Raw genomic sequence first — 21372 nt, 5'->3', positions numbered from 1 at the left:
CGCTTTCATCTCCTCGTAATCGAATTCTTCTTGCTTTTCTTTCATTTTAAACTGTGACTAAGTTAACATTTTATAACTCTTGACACAGTTGATTTTACAGTCTCGTGTCTTAAATAAATTTAACTTTGGACGAAAGTTGTCTAACAACTGGGGAGTATCGCACTTTTCTACCGGGAGCCCGTCTCTGAACGTTCGCGCACGGAGCTTTACCATGCGATCAAATATTAATGGCTGTTGGTAAAGCGAAAAGGCTATCGTAATGTCTCCATCGATACATATCGTATCTCCACGTTTGGAAAATCGGTTTGCAATTTAAAACAAATGCGAAAACATCACTTTTCATTGCAATCAGTTTAAACGGCCACATTGCAAAGGCCCAACGTATGGCGAATATCTGCACGGATAAAAGTCTCTGAAAAGGCCATACTGTGCTTTCATGCCTAAGTGGTTGGCCATTATCGAAGTCAAACGTGTTATAGTCGTCGTGATAATCAATCGCGAATTCGCCTCCTTTTCCACTAATGGTAAAGGTTTTGTTCGTGGAGCCTAAACGATCGAGTTCGACAAGATACGTGATACGCATAACTTATGTCTTGTAATGGTTGGCTTTTTCTTTTTACCTTTGCGTTTCATGGATATTGTCTAAGTTATAGCAGCAGATTAAATGATGTGGGAATTCCTTCCACTGCGTCGCGCTGCACGTCGCTTTGCTCGCTTCAGTATTTTTTTGCGTTTTATAGTTAGACATCATGACATCAAATAATATCCTGATCCGTCAGGAAAAACCAAACGACTACCCGCAAGTTTTTTTAGTACATGAACTTGCTTTCGATAGGACTGACGAGGCAAAACTAGTTAACTCCCTGCGTAAAAGTAATCGATTCATCCCTGAGCTTTCGCTTGTTGCAGAAATAAATAAGGAAATAATTGGCCATATCGTCTATACAAAAATAGAGATTCATCAAGGTGAAGGGTGTTTTAAAAGCATTGCGTTAGCTCCGCTTTCCGTCCGGCCCGATTTTCAAAAACTAGGGGTTGGGAGTACGCTTATCCATACAAGCCTCTCACTTGCCACTGAGCTAAATTATAATTCTATAATTGTTCTTGGCCACAAACACTATTATCCGAAATTCGGCTTCACGGCCACGGAAAGATGGGGTATCAAAGCGCCATTTGACGTGCCAGCGGGCTCTTTGATGGGGCTGGAATTACGGCCCGGTGCGCTTGAGCATGTTAGTGGAACAATAAAATACGCACCGGAATTTTCTGCTGTATAGTCGCTTTAAGCCGTTGCAATTATTGATACAAGCGAGAACCGCGATTTATTTATTTAAAAGCTCGTATTTTTTCTGTTTTTCCTGCCATCTTTTTATAGCATATTGCTGCATATCCTCCACTTTGTCTTTCTCATCCACAATCTCAAATCCAAGTAAAGATTCTATTATATCCTCAAGCGTGGTGATGCCGTCCATACCCCCATATTCATCTATGATTAATGAAATATGTTCTTTTTTCTGAAGCATTTTTTCCCAGGCTTCAAACAAGGTCATATTTTCGGGGAAGTGAATGATCTCTCTTTTTATATCTTTCAGTTTCAGGTTAAATTGGTCTTCGGCAAGTTTTTCAAATACCAGCTCCCTAAACACATAGCCCGTTATATTATCCCTGTTTTCGCTATAGATCGGAATTCTGGAAAAATGTAAAAATTCTTTATTTTTCAAAAAATCCTCCAAGGTCATTTCTTCATTGGCGGTCACCACCACTATTCGGGGGGTCATCACTTCCTTTATTTTGAGGCTTTTAAGCTTAATCAGATTTTGTATAATTTTATTCTCCCGATCGACAAATATTCCTTCTTGCGTACCGATACTTGCCAATGCCGAAAGCTCTTCTCGACTGGTAGTGAGTTCAGATTTTTCTCTAGACAGCATTTTCGTTAGAATAGATGACATCCACACCAACGGATAGATTATAAAGATCATTACCTGAATAACTTTTGCTGAAACACCTACCAATTCTCTGCTATAATTTGCTCCTAAAGTCTTTGGTATAATTTCGGTTAGAATCAGAATCAAAATGGTTAAAACAGCCGATACAATTCCGAAATAAGCTTCTCCAAAAACGACAGTAGCCTGTGCACCTACCCCTGCCGCCCCCACGGTGTGGGCGACGGTGTTTAAAGACAAAATAGCAGACAGTGGCTTATCTATTTTTTTTTTTAGCTTGAGCATTGTTTCGGCGCTTCTATCCCCGTTCTCTAACCTTGACTTTAAGCTCGAAATTGGATTGGAAAGCAGCACAGCTTCCATTATTGAGCATATGAATGAAATGATTAGTGCAGTGAAGAGGTATAATAACAATAATGTCATATTTGATTGCTTTATCGATTGTGTCTACCAACTAATAGTCTCGGTCGCTTGTAAAAATACAAAAAAACCCAATGCAAATAACATTGTCCTTCTGTAAGAAAATCACCATTGTACCTGAATCTTTATGACAACATCATATTCAATCTTAGCGTTTCACTTAATCCATATTTAGCTAATCATTTAATTGCATACAACTTTCAGAGCTTCGCCTACAGCTATTAAAATGTTAGCGAACTTTGACCTATTAAAATTAATGGTATGGTAATGAAAAAAGTAATTTGGGAAGCGAAGGTTTGGCTGTACCAATTATCACGCTACTATCCTTAATTCCAAATTGAGAATTATACGTGTTGTTCACCTTACATTAACTTCGTATCCGCCCTATGAAACTACATGTCTGATTGCTAGGAACAAAATCATGCTAACCGGCTGCACATCGGTCTGCGGCAGCGGAGTGAAGGCCTCGATAAAGCCACGCGCACACGCGTTGCTTCGTATGTCAATACTGCGTCTGTCTTCCGAAAGAAGTTGGTGCAACATTGTCACAACAATTGTCTTGAAGCCACCTCATCGAGCTCCTGAAAGCTTCCCCAAATTAAGACTGCGTAATTTTATAAATATTGTTCAAACTAACCTCATATCTTCAATTGCATAACGACAATTTAATCCAGAAGTCGATTCCGTTGTTGACCCGGAAAAACTAAAAAATCTTATCAAGCTGTCACGTTTTTAGCACCGAAAGTGTCTTCCATAAAGAGAATAAAATAGATGAAGACACAATTGGGAATTGACAGCAGCTCGCGTCTAAAACGCTTATTCCCAAAAAGCAGGAGATACTTGGAAGTATGTACGAGCTTCATTCCGATCTCAACCAATCATTATTTGAGGAATTCATACTGTTTAAAATTCGTCAGAGAAGTTAAGCCAATCCGGCGATTAGGCGACAACTTAACAATCAAAACACACCCATTAGTGACATTTTAAATTAATGATATGGAACAAATAAAAACAGCTATTGAGGCATTTGTAAAAGCCGGCGATAACCGTGACACAGCAATTTTGGAGAACATTTTACATGCTCGTTTTCAGAACATCCAGGATGGATATTTTGATGAGAATGGAATTTTTGTATTCTCAAAGTCAGACTATATCGAACTAATCAGAACGAAGAAGTTTGGAGGAAGCCCCAGAAGTATTGCTTACAATTCCATCGAACAAACTGGCAATATTGCTACTGTACAGGTAAAATTGGAAAGCCAAAACTTAATCTTTCATTCGCTGATCGTATGTGTTCATGATAATAGGAATTGGAAAATAATAAACAACATACCTACGATAGAAGTAAAATATAATACGAATTAAACTACCGAGATAGTTCAAGTGCTCATTTTTAATTTTTTTGGCATGATTCGCTGTTTGAATTCCAAAAGAAGAAATGTTACTTTACAAACTTCAAAAGTAAGTTCTTCGAATCTTAGATGAACCCACTTTTCTCATTGCTTATTACTATGCCTAAGGTAACATTATGAAGCTATCGTTAAGAAAAAGTCAATTCGTTTATTGGATGCTAGGGATTCATTTCTTAGCTATAGCCCCGAGCTGCCTTCAAAGGGATGAACCGACAATCAGTAATAAAAATTTGAAGTATTTAAAAGACAAATACAATACCGAGACACTAAACTATTTCTATGAAACGGTTTTCCACGAGGATGGCAACGGAATAAGTAATATCATAACAAAACGGAGTTCCAACCCCACGATTGCAATTTTAGGGCATCCAACTGAAGAGGAGATTGAATATGTAGAAAGAGCAATTTCGGATGTAAATAAGTTGAAACTTCCTATCAGGTTATCCTTGGCTGCTCCAGGTGTCTCCGCATCAACTAAGCTATTCTTTGGGGATTTAAAAGAGGTTCACGCCTTTTTTAAGCCAGACAGCGTTTTTATAAGCGATAATGATGCCGATTGGCATGTTGGAATGGTGAGATCAACTGCTTATGATGGCATTATAGAGCACGCTAACGTCGGCATTTATTACACGGAAAAGGACCTGACCTACTCAACCAGGTACAAGATCGTGCTAGAGGAAATTATACAATCGCTTGGTATCATAGGTGACAGTTATAACTATCCGAGCAGTCTTTTCTTTGAAAATTACAATCCTGCTAAATCGTTAACACCATTAGACGTTGACGTGCTATCGTTACTCTACGAACCGGTAATTCCTGCAAATTATACTAGGGAGTCATTTGAAAAGGACTTTGCTGATGAGCTCTACGCAGTTAATTCACACCAGAAGATTAAAAACTTACTGGAACAATACCCGCAAACGTCGTATGAAGATATAGAAAAATGTTTTTTCGATGGCGTCTTCCTAAAGCACCCAAAAGAAACAAACTTATACTTTTATGGTCCGATACAGACGGAGGACTCACTCACCATAGCTCGTGCTATTTTGGCTCTCAATAAGCTATCTCCTAATATAAATCTTAAACTAGCTGCGCCACCCGATATGGAACCCAGTCACGGAATTGTCTTTAACTTCCGTCAATCGGATAACCAAAAGGAGCCGATAAAAGGCAGCAACGAAAAAATCGCGGGCAAAACCTGTATGTTTCCGAAGCTTATTAAAAATAAAGTACTGCTTTCTTTTAACACCAGTGAAAGCGCTCAGGAATTAAGGCAGCGGAGCATAATAGATGCAATCTATTTCAGTTTAATCCAGATGCCACAAGAGCCGTCCCGTACTAATGAGTTGTTTAACGACAATGGGCGTGAAATAGAATTTACCCCTCGATACGCAAACCTATTGAAGCTGGTTTATTCCAACGAATTTATAGATGGCCTGAAATTAGCGGATTTTAAGGAAATTGAATTGAACATGGCCGAATGAATATTTTATGTTTTGCACTCCCCTTGAGACGAATATAAAGAGCATATCAATGTGACTAAATTCCCCAGCTTGTAGCAGTACCTCTCAAGAAAACTTATACCACGTCCTAAACTTGTACACCTTTTACCCCTTTTTGACTATGATTAAAAATACTTTATTCCATTTTATCAGGGGAATGGCACATCAGCAAATTAGCGTAAAATAGTGGTATAACTTTTGGCATTCGCCGAGCATATTTATTTTTTAAGACATCTCACCGCTTAATTTGCTTGAGAAAAACATTAGTTCGACATGATTAAACGATTGGCCGCATTTCGCGGAATTTATGCGCTTTCTTTCCCTCTTCTTTTATGGTTTTTAAGTTCATGCTCAAAGGAAGCGCTCGTCGCGGGGGTAGACGGCGAGGAGCCTGAGGCAACATTGAACTCTTCCGCTGTTCTATCTTCAGGTTCGGCGGGGTCATTCCTGTATGGCTCTAATATGGGGTATTACTCAGGTTGGTCCGATCAGCAGCTGGCCGAACTCCTGATTGGCAATCCGACCAAGAATATCGCTGGCGCCGGGGTGAACAGCCTTCGTCCAGCAATGTATGACCATTTTGTGCAGCGATGGGGCTACGATATCCGGGTGGGTGCTTTTGAAACCTACCGGCGACTGGGCGGCAAGGAGCATACCATGTTTCTCAGTGGACCTGCCGATGCGCACAGGGATAAGACAAAATACTGTAATGGTGTGCAGTCGAAAACCTTCGCCAACCTGTATGAACCTATATGGTCTTCGCCGGGAAAAGTGAACGCTAAAAATTACTACGCCAGTTACGTTTACAATGTAGTAAAGACCTATGGTCCCTATGTAAAATATTGGGAGGTTTGGAACGAACCGGACTATACCAAAAACTGGGCAGCCACCCAAACCTGGGCAAAATCAGACCCCAACCCCTGCGACCTGAGCAACTTTGCCGCACCCATCCAGTCTTATGTGCGCATGCTCAGAATCACCTATGAGATTGTTAAGCATCTGGATAAGGATGGTCTGGTCTGCGTGGGCGGTTTAGGTTATCCTGGTTTTCTGGATGCGATATTGCGCAACACCGATAACCCTAATAAAGGAAGTGTAAGCGCCAATTATCCAAAAAAAGGTGGGCAGTGGTTCGATTGTTTGAGCTACCACGTATATCCGATGTATTATTTAGGAAGCAACCGCAATTCAGACGCAGCAGCTGCAATGATAGTCCGCTATAAGAATGACTTTCAGGCCGTGCTGGATAAGTATTCCTATAACGGCAAAACCAATCCCAAAAAAGCTTTTATCGTCACAGAAACCAATATCCCCCGCAAAGCTATCGGCAACTACGTTGGAGGCAACGAGGTGCAGCGGAATTTTTTAATTAAGGCGGCAGTCGTAGCGCAAAAGGCAGGTATCAGTGGGCTATACGTCTATTGCCCCGCTGAAAGCAAGCCATTGTCCCAGGCTACCGATCCCTACCAAGCGATGGGCTTCTACCAAAACTTGCCATCCAGTCCTTACAACAATACGATAACACCTGGTGGTATAGCGTGGCGCACCGTTAGCAATTTGTTAAAAAATCGGCAATATGACGCGGCCGCAACGGCTCAATTGAAATTGCCCTCCAATGTTGACGGTGGAGTTTTTTACTCTGCGGCTAGTAACGACCATGTCTGTGTATTGTGGGCAAAAACCAGCGGCGCATCAGAAAGCGTATCGGTTCAGTACAGCTTCCCGGCATCGTTAAATATTAAAACACTTACGCAAATCAATTGGGAAAATAAGCAGACCAAGGTAACCAATACGATTCGATTAACAGGATCGCCTGTATTTTTCAAAGGCTAACGCCTCATGCGCTAAAGACGATGTTTGCAATCGCGATGTCAGAATGGCTCATTGTGTTATTTCACCGGATCAGTCGCTATTTTGTAAGTAGGGTCTTCCACTATGTTTGGCTTCAGGAACAAGTGCCAAGGCAACGGTTGGGCCGGCGAGGATTTCGATTTTGTAATCAACTTTCGGCTTAAAGTCGAATAGGCGTAGATAAGGCTTAAAGCATTTAATTCCTAAGTTAGAGGTACGGCTTAAATCCAAACTCGTCTTCATACACAAGATCCCCTCCCTCATTATGCAGACGCACATAATCTACTGCGCCAGCACCATGAAATTGAAAGTTGATCCCCATGATACTGCCAATTGGGTTTTTGATAAGAAAGTGAATAAATCAGCACATCGTATAAGATTAGCCGTACGTTCTTATCTTTTACCTCAAACCGTATTTTGTTCCAATGGGAAAGATCGGTGGTGTGCCTCTTCCGGTTTTCCGTTTTCTGCCATATCCGTGCCTTCAAAGCAGCGAACTACATGTTCAGCTGTTGCTTGACCAACCGTGAACTTTTATGACCGCATCAGCGAACACCCTGGGATTTTCCTGCGGCACGTTGTGTCCGGCATCAACAACAATGTGCTGATGCGGTCCAACAAACATGCTGGCGTGGTCGGAAGTCCCACCCGGCTTCAGTGGGTCGCTGGTACCATCGACCGTCACCGCCGGCACCTTTACTTTGGGCTTTTTCGCCAAATGGTCTTCAAGGGGCTGCAGGGCTGGCTCTCCTTCCTCAAGGCCATGCATGAAGCGGTACCAATGTATTACGACATCCACAAAGTCGGGGTTTTCAAAAGCTGCAGCCGTGCGGGTATAAGTTTCTTTGTCGAATTGCCAGTTAGGTGACCATTCGCTCCATAGCATCCGGCCAATTTCATAGCGGTTTTCTGTTAAGCATTCGCGTCCGCGTTCGGACTGGAAGAGATGCTGATACCAGCAGGTTCGCTCCAGCGACGGGGTCACAGCATGTCTTTGCTGCTCCACATCTATTACATCGTAACCGGCATAGGATACAAGCCCGCTAACTTTTTCCGGCCATAGTACCGACGCTACGCAGGAGGCATTGCCTCCCCAATCAAAACCCCCGAGTATTGGCCGCTCCAGTCCCAAGGCGTCAGAAAGCTTGATAATGTCTGAGCCACGGGCGGCCTGCTGTCCGTTCCGCATTACATCCGCGCTGACAAAGCGGGTCGGGCCGAATCCGCGGGTATACGGAGCGATGACTCTTGCCCCAGCTTGGGTCAGAATAGAAGCGACTTTGCCGAAAGCATGTACATCGTAAGGAAATCCATGCGACAATATAACGGGCCATCCATTGCTTAGACCGTACTCCTCATATGCAATTAGCAGCGCCTCGATTTCAATAATCTTCGTCGGCTGCTCTTTGATAAATTTCAATTGTCTGTTTATCATGATAAGCGCTGTGGAATGATTCAATTAAAAAAGCACTTTTGTGCTAATAGTCAGCATATCTGAAACTGACTCCTCCTCCAGGAAAAATAAGGGGAGTAGGGTAAGAAACTCAATAGTTTTCATCACAGCGATTTCTTCGTGTACACTAAGTAACCACCCATGCATAGTTGGTGTCAGATTGTCAATTTGCCAGTTACACTATACTAAATAACAACTTTCAGCTGTTTAAGTTTCGCTTTAGCCTTGCGGCAGGGATGGTGTTTTGCACAGTGATGAAACATATGAAGCAGCGTATTCTGTTGGCGACATATTGCTCCGACTGTGGATGACCGAGACAGCCTCGAACAACGCGGAGAAATCGAGCTGATCGAGGCCACCGGACGGTTATGCCAAGGGTTGCAGAGCCAGGAGATCAGTGAAAAAATTTACCGCAAGGCCGGAGAGAACAGCCGGGTTTCGCTTATCCATGCCATGCGGAGCATCAACAGCGCGGATTAGTTAACAATAAGTTAATATGAATATCCATTTGCTTACCTAATTTGGCAAGACTCCAACGACCATTGCAGTTCATGAAAATCGCAACTTACAACGTGGAAAACCTATTCGACCGGGCGAAAGCTTTCAATGAGGACACTGAACGGTCCCGGCGGATCGTCGAACAGGAGGCGGAATTGAACGCCCTTTTTCAGCAAGCCGTCTACACGCCTTCCGTTAAACAGCGCATGCTCGAGCTGATGGAGACCCTCGGCATACTGAGGTCGGATAACGGCCCCTACGTGCTGCTCCGCAGGGTCCGGGGGCAGCTGCTCCGGCGGCCGAAGAGCGGTCCGGTTGCCATCGTGGCAGACGGCCGCGGCGACTGGGTTGGCTGGGCCGAGCTGAAAATGGCACATGTGAATGAAACAGCCATCATGAATACCGGGCGGGTGATCAGGGACGTGGACGCGGATATCCTGGCCGTTGTGGAAGCCGAGCACCGGGTGGCACTTAAGCAGTTCAGCGATTACGTGCTCAGCAAAGTGGATGGAGCACCCTATCCGAATGTGATGCTGATCGATGGGAACGACGACCGGGGCATCGATGTGGGCTTGATGACCAAGACCGGATTCAATATCGGCCTGATGCGAAGCCACATCCATGACCTGGATGCAGCGGGCAATCCGGTCTTCAGCCGGGACTGTTCGGAATATGCTGTAGAGACGCCGGGCGGTGAAATCATCTGGGTACTGCCCAACCATTTCAAAAGCAAATTCGGGGGCAACGATGCCGCCTCTCAACGGAAAAGAAAGGCACAGGCGGAACGGACAGCGGAAATATACCACAGGCTTTCCGGCGAAGGCCACACGAATGTCGTAATTCTCGGAGACCTAAACGACACGCCTGGCAGCGCGGCCCTGCATCCCCTCCTGTCGGGCACAGACCTCCGGGATGTGTCCGCCCATCCGGCTTTCGATACCGGCGAGTTCCCCGGCAAGGGAACTTTCGGCCTAGGAAATGACAGCGATAAGATAGACTACCTGCTGCTGTCGCCCCCACTTTTCCGGCGGGTAACCGCCTGCGGGATCTTCAGGAAAGGCGCATGGCCGGGCAGCCGGCCAAAACGCTGGAGCGTTTACCCTGAACTGGAAAGGCAGCTGCATGCTGCCAGCGACCACCATGTGCTCTGGTGTGAGATCACTCCATTGCCGATGCTGTGAATCAACGACATAAGGCTCCGTTCTGAGCTTAAACACGAGTACCTTTTCATTCTGCTCAACTGCAATAGTTCGTATCTTGCTGCCCATGAAAAAATAAAAAGCGAAGGTAGGTCTGGCTCTCTTTATTCCGGTTTTGGGAATCATGCTGAGCGCCACGCTGCTGACTGTTCTTTTGCCCATGAAGGAGTCTGATCCCACGGCGAAGTTGACGGGATTCGGATTTGCGCTGTTGATGCTCGTGAGTACAGCTTTGTGCATCCAGCTTTTCCTGGCGACCTATTATGTCATCTATCACGGTGTGCTGACTATTCACGCCGGCTTGTTATACAAACGAAAGGAAATACCTATTGCTTCTGTCCGCAAATTGAGGAAACCAGAACCTTAATCAGCGCCCCTGCCCCTTCGCTGGACCGGCTGGAGATCTTTTACAACAAATTCGATAGTATCGTTATTTCTCCGAAGGACAAACAGGGGTTTATTGCCGATTTGCTAAAGCTAAATCCGGAAATTGAAGTGGTTTGACCAGTTTTCAATAAAAACAACATAGCGCATTTCGTTACTCGGACTTGGTGGAATCCTTCTGCGATTCTAAATTGCGCGCGATAGCCTTTAAAAGACGGTTGCTCTCTTCCTGGTTTTTTAGGATGGTATCTACTTTCCAATACCATAGTAGTACTCCTCTAATCGCAAAGAATATCAGCGCCGTAAGTGCCAGAACAACGATAAAAAATACAACGTCTCCTTCTAAAGATGATGTTTGTAACAGAATAGCGTTCATGCGGTTGCAATGCAATATTATGTGACAGAATATGGTACCAAAACTACTTGGAGCAAGCTTTGATTTTTTACGGGAAACCGTAAACCCGATTATTTATTTGCAGTAGCTGCCCAGCTCTGATGGTCTTCTGCGTTATTGTTTAAATGATTGGCAAGGTGATTTGAATTTTCAACCCTGTTTTTGCGGTGTTGTTGAAGGTAATAACACCTTGGAGGCTTTTTATACGGTTTCCCGCATTGGTGAGTCCTTTGCCATACTCGATGTCTTCTGGCAGGCCAACACCATTATCGGTATAGTAAACCAGCAATTGGCCATCTTGCCGCGCTAAACGCACAGCAACGTGACTAGCTTGGCTGTGTTTGCGCATGTTGACCATGAGTTCCTGAAGGATGTGTAACAACTCTTGCCTTGCTTCCGGTAATACACCATCCCACAAGTCGGGATCGTTGCCCGCAATGATCACTTTCGTAGAATTGGTAGCGAAAGAGGTAAGCAATTGGGCTAGCCTTTCGTGAAAGTTGTATTGCACGTTTGGCAAGTCTGCCGTTTCGTAGGAAATATCGCGGGATTTTTCATACATATCTTCCAGTTGGTCTAGCATGGCTTCCCGATCGATAATGTCTTGGTTTTCGAGCTTGGCCATAACCCTGTAAATGCCATTGGCCACCACATCATGTATTTTTTTGGACGTGCGAAGTTGGTATGCCTTTATCCTGTTTTGTGATTCCAGCTCTATTCGTTGCCTTCGCTTTTTATACGAATAGATACCTCCCACAGAAAAAATGATAGCGATCAGGAGAATGACGATGGTAATGATGCGTTGCCTGTTGATCTGATAAACTTTCTCGGCGTTTTCTTGCTGTAGCTTTAAATTGTCTGCCTTGTTCTTTTCGACTCCGTAGCGGATCAGTGCAAACTGATTTTTGGCAGCACTGCGGGCAAGTTGTATGCTATCGATAAGTTGTTGGTAGGTATTGAAATAGTGTTTAACGGAGTCGGATGTTTCCAATTGGATGAGTTTTTGAAGGGCGTGAGCAAGGTCGTCGCCACTCCGCAGTGTCCTTGCCACGGCGTACCTTCGATGTGCATAGTACAGTGCGGAATCGGGCTGCTTATTGGTATAATAATCGGCAAGATGGGTGTAGCTGGAGTTTTGCCCCCACAGATCGTTTTCTCGCTGCCGGATATGTAAGGAACGCCAAAGGTCTGGCAGCGCATCGTAACTAGGGTTTGCAGCCCATTGGGTAACCGCGAAATTGGTGAGCGCACGGGCATATGCTCGTGGGTTTTCGGTGTTTTCGTCGATAATTTTTTTGTAGATTTCCAATGCCGCAGCATAGTCTTTCTTTTGTTGGAGGGTCTTGGCTTTATTATTTAGGTATAGCTGGGTGCTCGCCGAATCTGTTGAAAACCGAATAGCGGTTTCATAAAATTCCAAAGCATGCTCATAATCCTTCAATCGTTGCGTTGAGATGCCAAGGCTGTTGAAATTGCTACTCAGGTAATAATGATGATCCGGATTGGCTTCATCTAAATACGCGTTGGCTTGAAACGAGGTCTCCTGGCTACCGAAATAATCGCCCTTATCGGATAAAATAATAGCCATCTGTATCAGGCAATTGGCGGCGTTTAGGCTGTCTTTCGATTCCTGATACTGCTCTCCTGCAAGGTTGAAATAAAAAAACGCACTGTCTGCGTTATTTTTTTCAAGAAACGAGTAGGCTTGATCGCGATAAGTATGGTCAGTAGCTGTGGGCTCTTGCTCAATTTCTGTTGAGCAGGACAGCAGGATGAATGGAATAGATAAGTTTAAGGCCTTCAATTGAATTCAATTTTACCCGAAATTAGTAAAAATTATATCGGGAAAATAACTTTTTGGCAAATCTGCAACGGTGCGTTGCAGTTTAGACCACATTTTAGATGGGCGTTTGCAGATCGATTCGGCCAATCGAAAAGGCCGGTAGGGCCATGACTAACAAAAGTGGAAGTACGGCGCGGGGTATGAGAAACTTCCAGCAGCAAATTTTGCTATGAACTGTTCAAAATCTTAAATTTACAGCCTATGAACGAACAGGCTGAACGCTTTTTCGAAAAAGCAGAAAAATGGAGCGAAGAATTTCTGATGCTACGGGAAATCATCCGTGAAAACAAATCGCTCGAAGAGGATTATAAATGGATGCACCCCTGCTATACCTTCGAGGGAAAGAACGTTGTGCTCATTCACGGGTTTAAGGAATATTGTGCGTTGCTGTTTCATAAAGGTGCTTTGATGAAGGATCCTGCAGGCATTTTAATCCAGCAAACGGAAAACGTGCAGTCAGCAAGGCAAGTCAGATTTACAAATATTGAACAGATTATTATACTGAAACCTACTATCATAGCGTATATCAACGAAGCGGTTGAAATTGAAAAATCGGGTAAGAAAGTGGTAATGAGAAAGGTAACGGACTACCCCATTCCCGAACAATTTCAGCGGGCTTTAACCGAAGATGAAGCGTTGGACAAAGCGTTCCATTCGTTGACACCGGGACGGCAAAAAGGATATTTGTTCTATTTTAATCAAGCCAAGCAATCGAAAACCCGGGAAGCGAGAATTGAAAAATATTATCAGCATATTTTAGACGGGAAAGGAATTGATGACTAATCGGCATCACGGCGCATCAGTGAAACTACGACAGATGTTTTTGAGGTTTTAGGGGCCTTTCTATTCTTTATCTAAAAATGTTCCGAACCGCTCAAAGTGACAGGTATAACCGTTGGGATTTTTAACCAGGTAGTCCTGATGGTATTCCTCTGCGGGCCAAAACTTGGTGTATGGCTCCAATGTAGTAACTACTTTTCCGTCCCATCGGTTCGATTGGTTTACGATGTCTATTACTTCTTCGGCTGTCTGCTTTTCTTCTTCATTTTGGTAGAAAATCGCCGATCGATAGCTCGATCCGATGTCGTTGCCCTGCTGATCAACGGTAGTAGGGTTGTGGATACGGAAAAAATAATCCAGAATTTCCTTGAAATTGGTTTCGGTAGTATCATACGTGATCTCGATTCCTTCGGCGTGGCCGGGATGGTGATCATACGTAGGATTTTCATTTTCTCCACCGATGTAGCCTACTTCGGTATCTAAGACTCCCTTTTGTTTTCTGAATAAATCTTCCATCCCCCAGAAACATCCGCCTGCGATATATGCTTTTTTGCTGTTCGCCATATTCTTATTGTCTATTTGTTTGTTTAACTTAATTTCTTTCTTGGATTGCGCGTCGTTTTGCGTGCCATTCCTCAATCTGCTTGCCATAAATGCAACAGACAAAAGCAAAAGAAAGACAACGCCAATGATCACTTTTGTGTCCATATGTCTATTTCTTGTTGTTATAATTTGAAATTACAACTTATTTAATATTTCACCGATCAGATCAAGTCCACCTTCAAGTTCGGTATTACTTCTTTCCTACTTATTACAAATGTACACCTATGTTCCAATTTGTGCAATAGGGGAAATAGTTACTACCGTTTTGGTCAGTCAATACCGACAGTTGAAACAGTGAGCCGACCAGAAGCTCTTATAATAGCCTGCCACTGGAAAGCCAGAAGGAAAAGAAATCGGATCATGAATCTGGTAGTAAAAACGGATATTGTGGTTCAGTTGTCGCGCTTCTTCAAGCGTCAACTTTCTCTATTATCCCAAAATATTTATCAATTTACTGAACACGTCCTTTGCTTCGGCTATGTTCAGAAAAACCCAACCATGGTACATCTGGTTGTATTCATAGTAGGTAAGCGGAATACGCTTTTCCCGGGCTATTGTTGTTAATTTTCGTGCATCGGGCAACAAGACTTCATGCGTCCCCATAAAGAGATGAATAGGCGCCAAACCCTCGAGTGGGCCATATATGGGGCTTATCCTATAATCGTCTGCGCTGGTTCCTGCTGCATAAGCTGAAATTGCCAACTCCATTCCTTTAACGTCAATGTAGGGGTCATACGTGTCAATTTGCTGGATTTCCGGATGCTGTAACGTGGCGTCTAACAGCGGGGATAATAGGATAATCTGCGACGGTTGCTGAAGCTGCTGTTTCTGCGCATATTGGGCGAGCGATAACGCAATCCCTCCCCCCGCTGAGAACCCGGCGAGAATCACGTTTTCTCCGCCTACGGAATTGACTAAAGCTGCATATTCGGGAACAACCGTATGGAATACATCCAGAAAGTTGTTTGTGGGAGCCAACGGGTAGTCTGGCACTACGATACCCACATCAGTATGCTGTGCAATCTTGTTGAGTAAGGTCCAATCGTATTTGGTGATGTTAAAAACGAACCCGCCGCCATGGATAAAAAACAGATAACGTTTAGGGGTGCTACCCTTTTTTTTGAGCTCCCAGACGGTCCGGCCGGTGGCCGACACACGGTACGTGACCTCACATTGCTTCTTCACATGAGCCGGTATGGGAGCGGCCTGGTGCGCCCTGCTGAAATCACCCAATTTAAATTGCTTCTGAATCTTTGTTTTTATACCGGCCAACCGAATGACCAATCGATAGATTTTGCTTTTGAAACTTGGGGTTCTCATATGGTAATAGTTTTCGCTTTGCTCAGATCGACGGTCTTCACCATACTGAGCCGACAGCGTGTATGAATAAAAAATTAGCGTTGACATGACCAAAAGAGAATAAATCCTATCCATTTTTATATCGTTTCGGAAAGGCAAATGTAGTGGTGAAAATAAGGCGGTTTTTTAGCAAATGCTAAATAAGCGAATGCTCATACTTGAGCACGCATACGGCTAAGTGTGACGTGCGACATGCCCAAGTATGAAGCGATCGAGCCGAGGGATGCCCGTTGCAGGATGAACGGGTGGCGCGAAAGCAGCTTCTGATAGCGTTCCAGTGCACTATCGAACTGGAGTGACAGGGTCCGCTCTTCTAAGGCGAGATAGTGCTTTTCCATCATGACGCGATACAGTTTAAGTAGGTGGGGATTTGCGTTGCAGCTGTCTATGAATGCTTCATAGTCAATTTTCAGAAGCATTGAATCTTCCAATATCTCTACGTTTTCATCACTGTTTCCTTTTGTAAACAACGCGTAAGTGGATGTTATGATATCATTTTCGCGGGCAAACAGGGTCGTGATTTGCCTGTCATCGATGACAGCATAAATCCGAGCAAATCCTTTTTGAATGATATAAAAATGATCGCAGCGCTGCCCCTTCCTTATCAGCATCGAACCTTTTGCAGCGGAGGTGATGACCACGAGCTTGTTGAGGTGGCCGATAGCTTCTTGAGGCAAATTCGCTATATCCAATATGTTTTCTAATGCAGAAATCAACGTTAAAATTGCATGAAACAGCTAAAATACATGACGAATATAACAAATTCAGGTTTAACTCGCATAGGTATGGTGTGTTGAATTTCAGCTCCGTTATGCAAGAGGTCACCGGGAAAGTGTAGTGTTTCCATTTTCGGGTTACAACGTAAGAAGGCATTATTCGATATGGCATTCGGGCGAACATATTTTACACCCATTTGCTGTCGGGTACATTCTTACGGCCGTTACGACCGCTACAATACAGGAATAGAACTCGCCGAGGTACTTCCGGTTGTCAGGCTCCGGAAGAGATGTACAATCTTCGTGATGAACATCACGGTCTGCATCGACCGCGGAATTTACATAATACTTTCGTTTTGCGTAGCTCATGATGGATATGATGATCCAAAGGTAACTGCTGGTGTAGCGGTTCCCTTACGGGAAACCGTAAAATGGAAAATGGGTTAGATAATACCGATATCCTTGCAATAAGCGATGAGCTGCTCGTTTTTGGAAAAAGCCAACACTTCTCTGATGAGGTTGAGGCGCTTCTCCACGCTACTCAGCCCGGAGGGCTTAATGTTTTTCTGCTGCAAGTGGTACGGGATGTCCTTTTGTAGCACGCCCTGTGAGAGCAGCGATATGACCGCAATATCAAATGGGGTAAACTCATATGAGTTCTTGGCTCTGATGGCTTGCTGCAGATCAGGCGAGACATAGGTCTGATGCCGGAAAACGGTATGAATAGCCTGCTTCAAGTTTTGGGCATCGCGCCGTGCTTTGCGTACGTAGCCATCAATGGAAAGCGTTTTGAAGAGGTCGTCAATAACAGCTGACCTGCCCTCGGCAGAGAAAACGATCACGTTGAGACCGGGTTGCACTTCCCTGACGGCCCGGATGAGCTCAATTCCGCTGGAAAGTTTTTGTTCGTTGTAATCATCTTCAAAGTACAAATCGGTAATCAGTAGCTCATAGGGTTCGCCACTCCGAAAGGCATTCTGGACCCAAGCTAGTGCATGATCACAATAATAGACGTATTTATGCTCTGCAATTCCAAGCTCTTCCAGTGTCTTCTGCACCGAAATATTAGTTGTCTCGTGGTCCTCGGCAATCAATACTTTCTTGAACATCCGTCTAAAGTTATTTCAATCTTTTCTATCCCAGAGTCAAAGGTAATGCAGCCATGAAGATTTTTTATACGGTTTCCCGTATTGATGAGGGCACGCTATGGTGCATGTAGCGTTCATTGCCCGTTGCTAGCAATCAAACATCAAAACTCCTCGTATTCGTATCGTGTAAAATTAGTTTCCATACAATCCAAGTGGGGCGCGGCATGAATTTCCTCCAAAATTTGATGCTCGTCATATTTGCGCTGCAATACCTTGCATTCGGATTGACCAGAGCCCGTTGACAGGATGCAGGCAACTTGATTGCCCAACGCATCGTAAATCCATTTGCGACGGATGACCAACCCATGCGAGTACCTGAGCTCTTCTACAGGAGACATTTGTTGTGCAAGGTACTTGTACTCCACACGTTCAATCAGCTGGTCATTTGAATCAAAAGTGGCTAGTTCAATATGCCGGCCTCGACTGTCGTACCTGTAAGTGATGTAATTCATAAGCGACTGCCCTGGATATTTAAGTTCTTGACGGATTATTCTATTTTGGTTATCGTATACGAAACGCTGTTCAGAAACAACCCCTAATTGGTGTTCGGTAATGATAATACTGGTTACATTATCCCCATCGTATTCATTTGCCGTAGTCGACGCCAACGTCCCGTCTGCATGATAATGCTCGGTTCGTAACGTTTTCTGCTGAATGCGGGCGGCATGTCGCTACCAAGTGCATCATACGTGTATTCGGTTAGCCCATATGGTTCCGGGGCTTCACGGCTGTAGTGTTCCCACTTCTTAACAACGCGATAGTTGATCTGCATCGGGGCGTTATCATCTTTCCCGCAACCGGTACTAAGGACGAAGACGATACACGCAAAAGTGATTGTTCTTTTCATTATTGGTTAATGACGCGACCAAGATACGCAATTATCGTAATATTGATGGAGCATGTGAAAGGCTTCCACACTAAGAAAGGACAAATTGCCTTCATGGCCGGTTAAAACAATTCAATTTTGCAGCTGTTAAGCAAGCATTTGATCGGATGAAACTCGTTCAAGTATTTGTTCCGTTGGTAGACAACGATGGTAATCGTTTCCCGGAAGAAAAATTTAAAGATCTCCAGTCAGCGCTCACCGAAAAATTCGGGGGTATTACCGTGTACAGACAGATGTCCATAGAGGGACTGTGGAAAGAAACAAATAAAAGGACGGATAAAGATATGTTAGCGATTTTCGAAGTCTTGGCCGATGTCGTGGATACGGACTATTGGGAACAGTTGAAAGCAAGGCTTGCAACCAAGTTCCGGCAAAAGGACTTGCTGATCCGGTATTGGGAAGTAACTACCATTTGAAAGTTCTGGTTTCCGCGATTACGAAACCGCTCATTGGATCTGGTTATTACCCACAAATGACTCACATCCTGCCCAGCTACCCGTACCGCCGACCCGAAAATTTATAGCGGCAATTTGGATTTCCGCTGACTTGGGATAGCTAACTAGTCGGCACCCTGATCCGTCAATAGCTTGATTTCGTAATCGCCAAGCGTGATGAGCCGCTCTTTATACAGTCCGCCGATGGCTATCAGAACCTAGGACTCCATCTCAGGAGAAGCGAAATCAAGAAGGGACACGGCTGTAACCCTTTTTTAAATTTCTTTAGCCAGTCTAATACCAGCGAATTGCCACCGTTGATCTGTTTGGAAAAAGTTTCGATACGTCTTGCGGCTATGTCCCTTAGGAGTAGCTACTGAGGCACCGCGCAAAACCATCTGGTTGACCATAAACTTCCCATTGTATTCGCCGATAGCCCCGGGAGCTTTTTTAAATCCTGGATATGGAAGATATGCGCTTTCCGTCCACTCCCAGCGGTGCCCCCACTTGATTTGTTCCGAAGCGACCTCCCATTCGGCCTCCGTGGGAAGTCGCTCGCCCTTCCATGCCGCAAATGCAGCCGCCTCATAATAGTTGACATGGCAGACAGGCTCCTTGAGGATAATTTCCTGCAAGCCATTTAGCCCATACTGCATCCACTGTCCATCCACGAATTGCCAATACAATGGTGCCTTGGCACTGTTTCTATTTACCCAATCCCATCCGGCCGCATGCCAAAGCCTAAAATCGTGATATCCCCCGTCTTTAATAAATTCCATAAAGTCAGCATTGCTCACAGGGTATGGGGCGATTTCGAAGGCATCCAGATAAACCTGATGCCTTCCCAACTCGTTGTCAAAACAAAAGTTGTCTGATTCAAACCCAATCCAATGTATTCCTGCTGAAAAGCGCAATTTCTTTCCTTCTGACACCTCAATTTCGTCAAAAACCGGTTTATGGCTATACGCGGGAAACAATGGGTTATGCCCGAGTATATATTTGATGTCCATATACAAGAGTTCCTGGTGTTGTTGTTCATGATTGATTCCTAATTCTAAAATATCCAACAGGGCATTGTCTGCACTTGTATCCCCAAACAGTTGCTTAATGTGACTATCGATATACTGTCGATACTGATAGACCTCAGATACCGAGGGGCGGCTAAGATTCCCTCTATCAGTTCTGATAATACGAGACCCAACAGTTTCATAATAACTATTGAATACATAATCGAATTTTGCATCATACGGTTTATACCCGGGGAAGAAGGGCGCTAGCACGAATGTTTCGAAAAACCAGGTTGTATGCCCCAAATGCCACTTAGGAGGACTTACATCTTCAATGGGTTGCACCACATAATCTTCAATTTGCAATGGGGAACAAATGGACTCAGTCCACTTTCGGACAAGTTTATATTTTTCCAATAAACCATATGTGCGATTTTTATCAATTAGCGTTGACTTCATAGGGTGCCTTCAATTAGTTGCTCCTATCACTTTATTTTCCAAATGGCATCCACAAACCATTCTTGTGAATCCATGACCATCCCAACGGTCTCGAATCCTGTATTTTTTGCCAGGCTGCGGATTTCGTTTAAATTATACTTTTGTGAAATTTCCATAGCAATGACCTCATCCTTCTCAAACTGTATGGTCTGTTTGCCGATATTGACGTGCTGACTCCTTAAGCTTACTAAAAAGCTCCTGCAGGAACCACTTACGGGATCATACATTGGATAGTGTTCATACTGGTCCAAAACAAAGTTGGCCAAAAGTTCGCGATTGATACGTTTTAATAGATTCAAATTGAACATGGAAGTAACTCCAGATTTGTCATTATAGGCACTAAGGACTGTTTTCGGGTTTTTCTTTAAATCAAACCCAATTAACACCAAATCTCCAGGGGAAAGTAGCGTCCGTAATTGCCTGCAGAAGTTTATACTTTCATCCACTTCCATATTTCCGATATTCGCCCCTAGAAAGAGTATAACCTTTCGTCGATTGGAGGAGGCACATGCCTCGGTCAACATTTCCATGTACTCGCCCTCAAAACCTTGCACTTGCAAACGAGGTAGTTCCGTCTGCAATGAATTGCGTAAAAACCCAAGGATAGAATTTGAAATATCAATGGGCATATAAGTGAATTCTGCATTAGCACGAGACAGGTAATGAAGAAGATGTTTCGATTTAAAGCCATCGCCAGCCCCCAGTTCAATTAGGTCAAAAGGAGCCACATCCGGCGTAATACACTTGGCCAGTTCGGCAGTTTTGTTTTTGAAAATATCCAATTCGCAGCCTGTCAGGTAATATTCTGGCGTATCCATTATTTTCCTGAACAACGCGGTTCCCTCTTCATCATAGAAATATTTAGGGTATAATTTCTTAGGGGAAGAGAGCAACCCATTCAGCACATCTTCCTCAAATTTTTTTGACGCATCCTTCTTCGAACCTGTAATATGTCTATTGATACTATGTATATCCACAATAACCAATTTATGTTTTTCTTATTTGTTGACCTCTTTCACATTGGCTCCGCTTTCGGTCA

Annotated in this window: 22 protein-coding genes; 10 read left to right on the top strand and 12 right to left on the bottom strand. The window is 44.0% G+C overall.

All coding sequences use genetic code 11. The features are described from left to right. Positions 1-749: 749 nt before the first annotated feature. Positions 750-1277 carry a GNAT family N-acetyltransferase gene (locus ACFOET_RS17700; RefSeq protein ID WP_379025110.1) on the top strand — a complete coding sequence of 176 codons (528 nt, stop codon included), beginning with the start codon at positions 750-752 and terminating at the stop codon, positions 1275-1277. Between the two features lie 45 nt (positions 1278-1322). Here ACFOET_RS17700 and ACFOET_RS17695 read toward each other — a convergent pair whose 3' ends face one another. Further along, on the bottom strand, positions 1323-2369 hold the full coding sequence (locus ACFOET_RS17695) for a CNNM domain-containing protein (RefSeq protein ID WP_379025108.1): 1047 nt from the start codon (positions 2367-2369) through the stop codon (positions 1323-1325). A gap of 993 nt (positions 2370-3362) precedes the next feature. Between ACFOET_RS17695 and ACFOET_RS17690 the strand changes: the two genes are divergently transcribed. The 3 genes from ACFOET_RS17690 to ACFOET_RS17680 all read left to right on the top strand — a co-directional run bounded on the left by ACFOET_RS17690 (position 3363) and on the right by ACFOET_RS17680 (position 7113). Beyond that, positions 3363-3731, top strand: coding sequence for a nuclear transport factor 2 family protein (locus ACFOET_RS17690; protein ID WP_379025106.1), 369 nt, complete (start codon positions 3363-3365; stop codon positions 3729-3731). A 163-nt stretch (positions 3732-3894) separates the two neighbouring features. Then, positions 3895-5262, top strand: a complete 1368-nt coding sequence (locus ACFOET_RS17685) for a DUF2927 domain-containing protein (RefSeq protein ID WP_379025104.1) — start codon at positions 3895-3897, stop codon at positions 5260-5262. 291 nt (positions 5263-5553) lie between these two features. After that, positions 5554-7113, top strand: a complete 1560-nt coding sequence (locus ACFOET_RS17680) for a glycoside hydrolase 5 family protein (protein WP_379025102.1) — start codon at positions 5554-5556, stop codon at positions 7111-7113. Positions 7114-7636: 523 nt separating this feature from the next. Here the strand turns inward: ACFOET_RS17680 and ACFOET_RS17675 are convergent. Next, positions 7637-8566 carry an alpha/beta fold hydrolase gene (locus ACFOET_RS17675; RefSeq protein WP_379025100.1) on the bottom strand — a complete coding sequence of 310 codons (930 nt, stop codon included), beginning with the start codon at positions 8564-8566 and terminating at the stop codon, positions 7637-7639. A gap of 321 nt (positions 8567-8887) precedes the next feature. On the opposite strand from ACFOET_RS17675, the gene ACFOET_RS17670 reads away from it, so the two are divergent. The 4 genes from ACFOET_RS17670 (at position 8888) to ACFOET_RS17655 (ending at position 10785) form a co-directional block, all read left to right on the top strand. Continuing rightward, positions 8888-9064 carry a hypothetical protein gene (locus ACFOET_RS17670; protein WP_379025098.1) on the top strand — a complete coding sequence of 59 codons (177 nt, stop codon included), beginning with the start codon at positions 8888-8890 and terminating at the stop codon, positions 9062-9064. A 71-nt stretch (positions 9065-9135) separates the two neighbouring features. After that, positions 9136-10263: an endonuclease/exonuclease/phosphatase family protein gene (locus ACFOET_RS17665; protein ID WP_379025096.1), complete on the top strand. Its 1128-nt coding sequence runs from the start codon at positions 9136-9138 to the stop codon at positions 10261-10263. Positions 10264-10405: 142 nt separating this feature from the next. Continuing rightward, positions 10406-10648 carry a PH domain-containing protein gene (locus tag ACFOET_RS17660; RefSeq protein ID WP_379025146.1) on the top strand — a complete coding sequence of 81 codons (243 nt, stop codon included), beginning with the start codon at positions 10406-10408 and terminating at the stop codon, positions 10646-10648. Continuing rightward, complete coding sequence (locus tag ACFOET_RS17655) at positions 10588-10785, top strand: PH domain-containing protein (RefSeq protein ID WP_379025144.1); 198 nt, start codon at positions 10588-10590, stop codon at positions 10783-10785. Before ACFOET_RS17660 ends, ACFOET_RS17655 begins: the two co-directional genes overlap by 61 nt. Before the next feature lie 395 nt (positions 10786-11180). On the opposite strand, the gene ACFOET_RS17650 is transcribed toward ACFOET_RS17655, so the two are convergent. Next, on the bottom strand, positions 11181-12863 hold the full coding sequence (locus tag ACFOET_RS17650) for a tetratricopeptide repeat-containing sensor histidine kinase (protein ID WP_379025094.1): 1683 nt from the start codon (positions 12861-12863) through the stop codon (positions 11181-11183). 240 nt (positions 12864-13103) lie between these two features. Here ACFOET_RS17650 and ACFOET_RS17645 point away from each other — a divergent pair, with 240 nt between their 5' ends. Further along, entirely contained in the window at positions 13104-13685 is a 582-nt protein-coding gene (locus ACFOET_RS17645) for a YdeI/OmpD-associated family protein (RefSeq protein WP_379025092.1), read from the top strand. 60 nt (positions 13686-13745) lie between these two features. On the opposite strand, the gene msrA is transcribed toward ACFOET_RS17645, so the two are convergent. From msrA to ACFOET_RS17610, 7 genes are all read right to left on the bottom strand, one after another. Next, positions 13746-14390 carry a peptide-methionine (S)-S-oxide reductase MsrA gene (gene msrA / locus ACFOET_RS17640; RefSeq protein ID WP_379025090.1) on the bottom strand — a complete coding sequence of 215 codons (645 nt, stop codon included), beginning with the start codon at positions 14388-14390 and terminating at the stop codon, positions 13746-13748. A 324-nt stretch (positions 14391-14714) separates the two neighbouring features. After that, positions 14715-15605: an alpha/beta fold hydrolase gene (locus ACFOET_RS17635; RefSeq protein ID WP_379025088.1), complete on the bottom strand. Its 891-nt coding sequence runs from the start codon at positions 15603-15605 to the stop codon at positions 14715-14717. Positions 15606-15796: 191 nt separating this feature from the next. Next, the gene (locus ACFOET_RS17630) at positions 15797-16336 is read right to left on the bottom strand and encodes a Crp/Fnr family transcriptional regulator (RefSeq protein ID WP_379025086.1); all 540 of its coding nucleotides are present in this window, start codon (positions 16334-16336) and stop codon (positions 15797-15799) included. 180 nt (positions 16337-16516) lie between these two features. After that, entirely contained in the window at positions 16517-16729 is a 213-nt protein-coding gene (locus tag ACFOET_RS17625) for a hypothetical protein (protein WP_379025085.1), read from the bottom strand. A 74-nt stretch (positions 16730-16803) separates the two neighbouring features. Beyond that, on the bottom strand, positions 16804-17469 hold the full coding sequence (locus ACFOET_RS17620) for a response regulator (protein ID WP_379025083.1): 666 nt from the start codon (positions 17467-17469) through the stop codon (positions 16804-16806). A 140-nt stretch (positions 17470-17609) separates the two neighbouring features. Further along, positions 17610-17960, bottom strand: coding sequence for a hypothetical protein (locus ACFOET_RS17615; protein WP_379025081.1), 351 nt, complete (start codon positions 17958-17960; stop codon positions 17610-17612). 113 nt (positions 17961-18073) lie between these two features. After that, positions 18074-18355 (bottom strand): hypothetical protein, encoded by a 282-nt coding sequence (locus ACFOET_RS17610; RefSeq protein WP_379025079.1) that lies wholly within the window; start codon positions 18353-18355, stop codon positions 18074-18076. Positions 18356-18501: 146 nt separating this feature from the next. Between ACFOET_RS17610 and ACFOET_RS17605 the strand changes: the two genes are divergently transcribed. Continuing rightward, on the top strand, positions 18502-18810 hold the full coding sequence (locus ACFOET_RS17605; protein WP_379025077.1) for a hypothetical protein: 309 nt from the start codon (positions 18502-18504) through the stop codon (positions 18808-18810). 293 nt (positions 18811-19103) lie between these two features. Here the strand turns inward: ACFOET_RS17605 and egtB are convergent, their stop codons facing one another. Next, on the bottom strand, positions 19104-20294 hold the full coding sequence (gene egtB / locus ACFOET_RS17600; RefSeq protein WP_379025075.1) for an ergothioneine biosynthesis protein EgtB: 1191 nt from the start codon (positions 20292-20294) through the stop codon (positions 19104-19106). Positions 20295-20320: 26 nt separating this feature from the next. Then, positions 20321-21310 (bottom strand): L-histidine N(alpha)-methyltransferase, encoded by a 990-nt coding sequence (locus tag ACFOET_RS17595; protein ID WP_379025073.1) that lies wholly within the window; start codon positions 21308-21310, stop codon positions 20321-20323. Positions 21311-21372: the final 62 nt, after the last annotated feature.

Source organism: Parapedobacter deserti, from assembly GCF_042646065.1.
GTDB classification, from domain to species: domain Bacteria; phylum Bacteroidota; class Bacteroidia; order Sphingobacteriales; family Sphingobacteriaceae; genus Parapedobacter; species Parapedobacter deserti.
The sequence above is the reverse complement of the archived record's forward strand: the minus strand, read 5'-3'. Positions and strand labels throughout refer to the sequence as shown.

What these genes read in the sequence shown, in the direction of transcription:
- ACFOET_RS17665 (WP_379025096.1), top strand. Translation starts at nt 9,136, where the DNA reads ATGAAAATCGCAACTTACAACGTGGAAAACCTATTCGACCGGGCGAAA.
- ACFOET_RS17660 (WP_379025146.1), top strand. Translation starts at nt 10,406, where the DNA reads ATGCTGAGCGCCACGCTGCTGACTGTTCTTTTGCCCATGAAGGAGTCT.
- ACFOET_RS17615 (WP_379025081.1), bottom strand. Translation starts at nt 17,960, where the DNA reads ATGAATTACATCACTTACAGGTACGACAGTCGAGGCCGGCATATTGAA.
- ACFOET_RS17610 (WP_379025079.1), bottom strand. Translation starts at nt 18,355, where the DNA reads ATGAAAAGAACAATCACTTTTGCGTGTATCGTCTTCGTCCTTAGTACC.
- ACFOET_RS17625 (WP_379025085.1), bottom strand. Translation starts at nt 16,729, where the DNA reads ATGAGCTACGCAAAACGAAAGTATTATGTAAATTCCGCGGTCGATGCA.
- ACFOET_RS17620 (WP_379025083.1), bottom strand. Translation starts at nt 17,469, where the DNA reads ATGTTCAAGAAAGTATTGATTGCCGAGGACCACGAGACAACTAATATT.
- msrA (WP_379025090.1), bottom strand. Translation starts at nt 14,390, where the DNA reads ATGGACACAAAAGTGATCATTGGCGTTGTCTTTCTTTTGCTTTTGTCT.
- ACFOET_RS17635 (WP_379025088.1), bottom strand. Translation starts at nt 15,605, where the DNA reads ATGAGAACCCCAAGTTTCAAAAGCAAAATCTATCGATTGGTCATTCGG.
- ACFOET_RS17605 (WP_379025077.1), top strand. Translation starts at nt 18,502, where the DNA reads ATGAAACTCGTTCAAGTATTTGTTCCGTTGGTAGACAACGATGGTAAT.
- ACFOET_RS17645 (WP_379025092.1), top strand. Translation starts at nt 13,104, where the DNA reads ATGAACGAACAGGCTGAACGCTTTTTCGAAAAAGCAGAAAAATGGAGC.
- egtB (WP_379025075.1), bottom strand. Translation starts at nt 20,294, where the DNA reads ATGAAGTCAACGCTAATTGATAAAAATCGCACATATGGTTTATTGGAA.
- ACFOET_RS17695 (WP_379025108.1), bottom strand. Translation starts at nt 2,369, where the DNA reads ATGACATTATTGTTATTATACCTCTTCACTGCACTAATCATTTCATTC.
- ACFOET_RS17680 (WP_379025102.1), top strand. Translation starts at nt 5,554, where the DNA reads ATGATTAAACGATTGGCCGCATTTCGCGGAATTTATGCGCTTTCTTTC.
- ACFOET_RS17700 (WP_379025110.1), top strand. Translation starts at nt 750, where the DNA reads ATGACATCAAATAATATCCTGATCCGTCAGGAAAAACCAAACGACTAC.
- ACFOET_RS17690 (WP_379025106.1), top strand. Translation starts at nt 3,363, where the DNA reads ATGGAACAAATAAAAACAGCTATTGAGGCATTTGTAAAAGCCGGCGAT.
- ACFOET_RS17685 (WP_379025104.1), top strand. Translation starts at nt 3,895, where the DNA reads ATGAAGCTATCGTTAAGAAAAAGTCAATTCGTTTATTGGATGCTAGGG.
- ACFOET_RS17675 (WP_379025100.1), bottom strand. Translation starts at nt 8,566, where the DNA reads ATGATAAACAGACAATTGAAATTTATCAAAGAGCAGCCGACGAAGATT.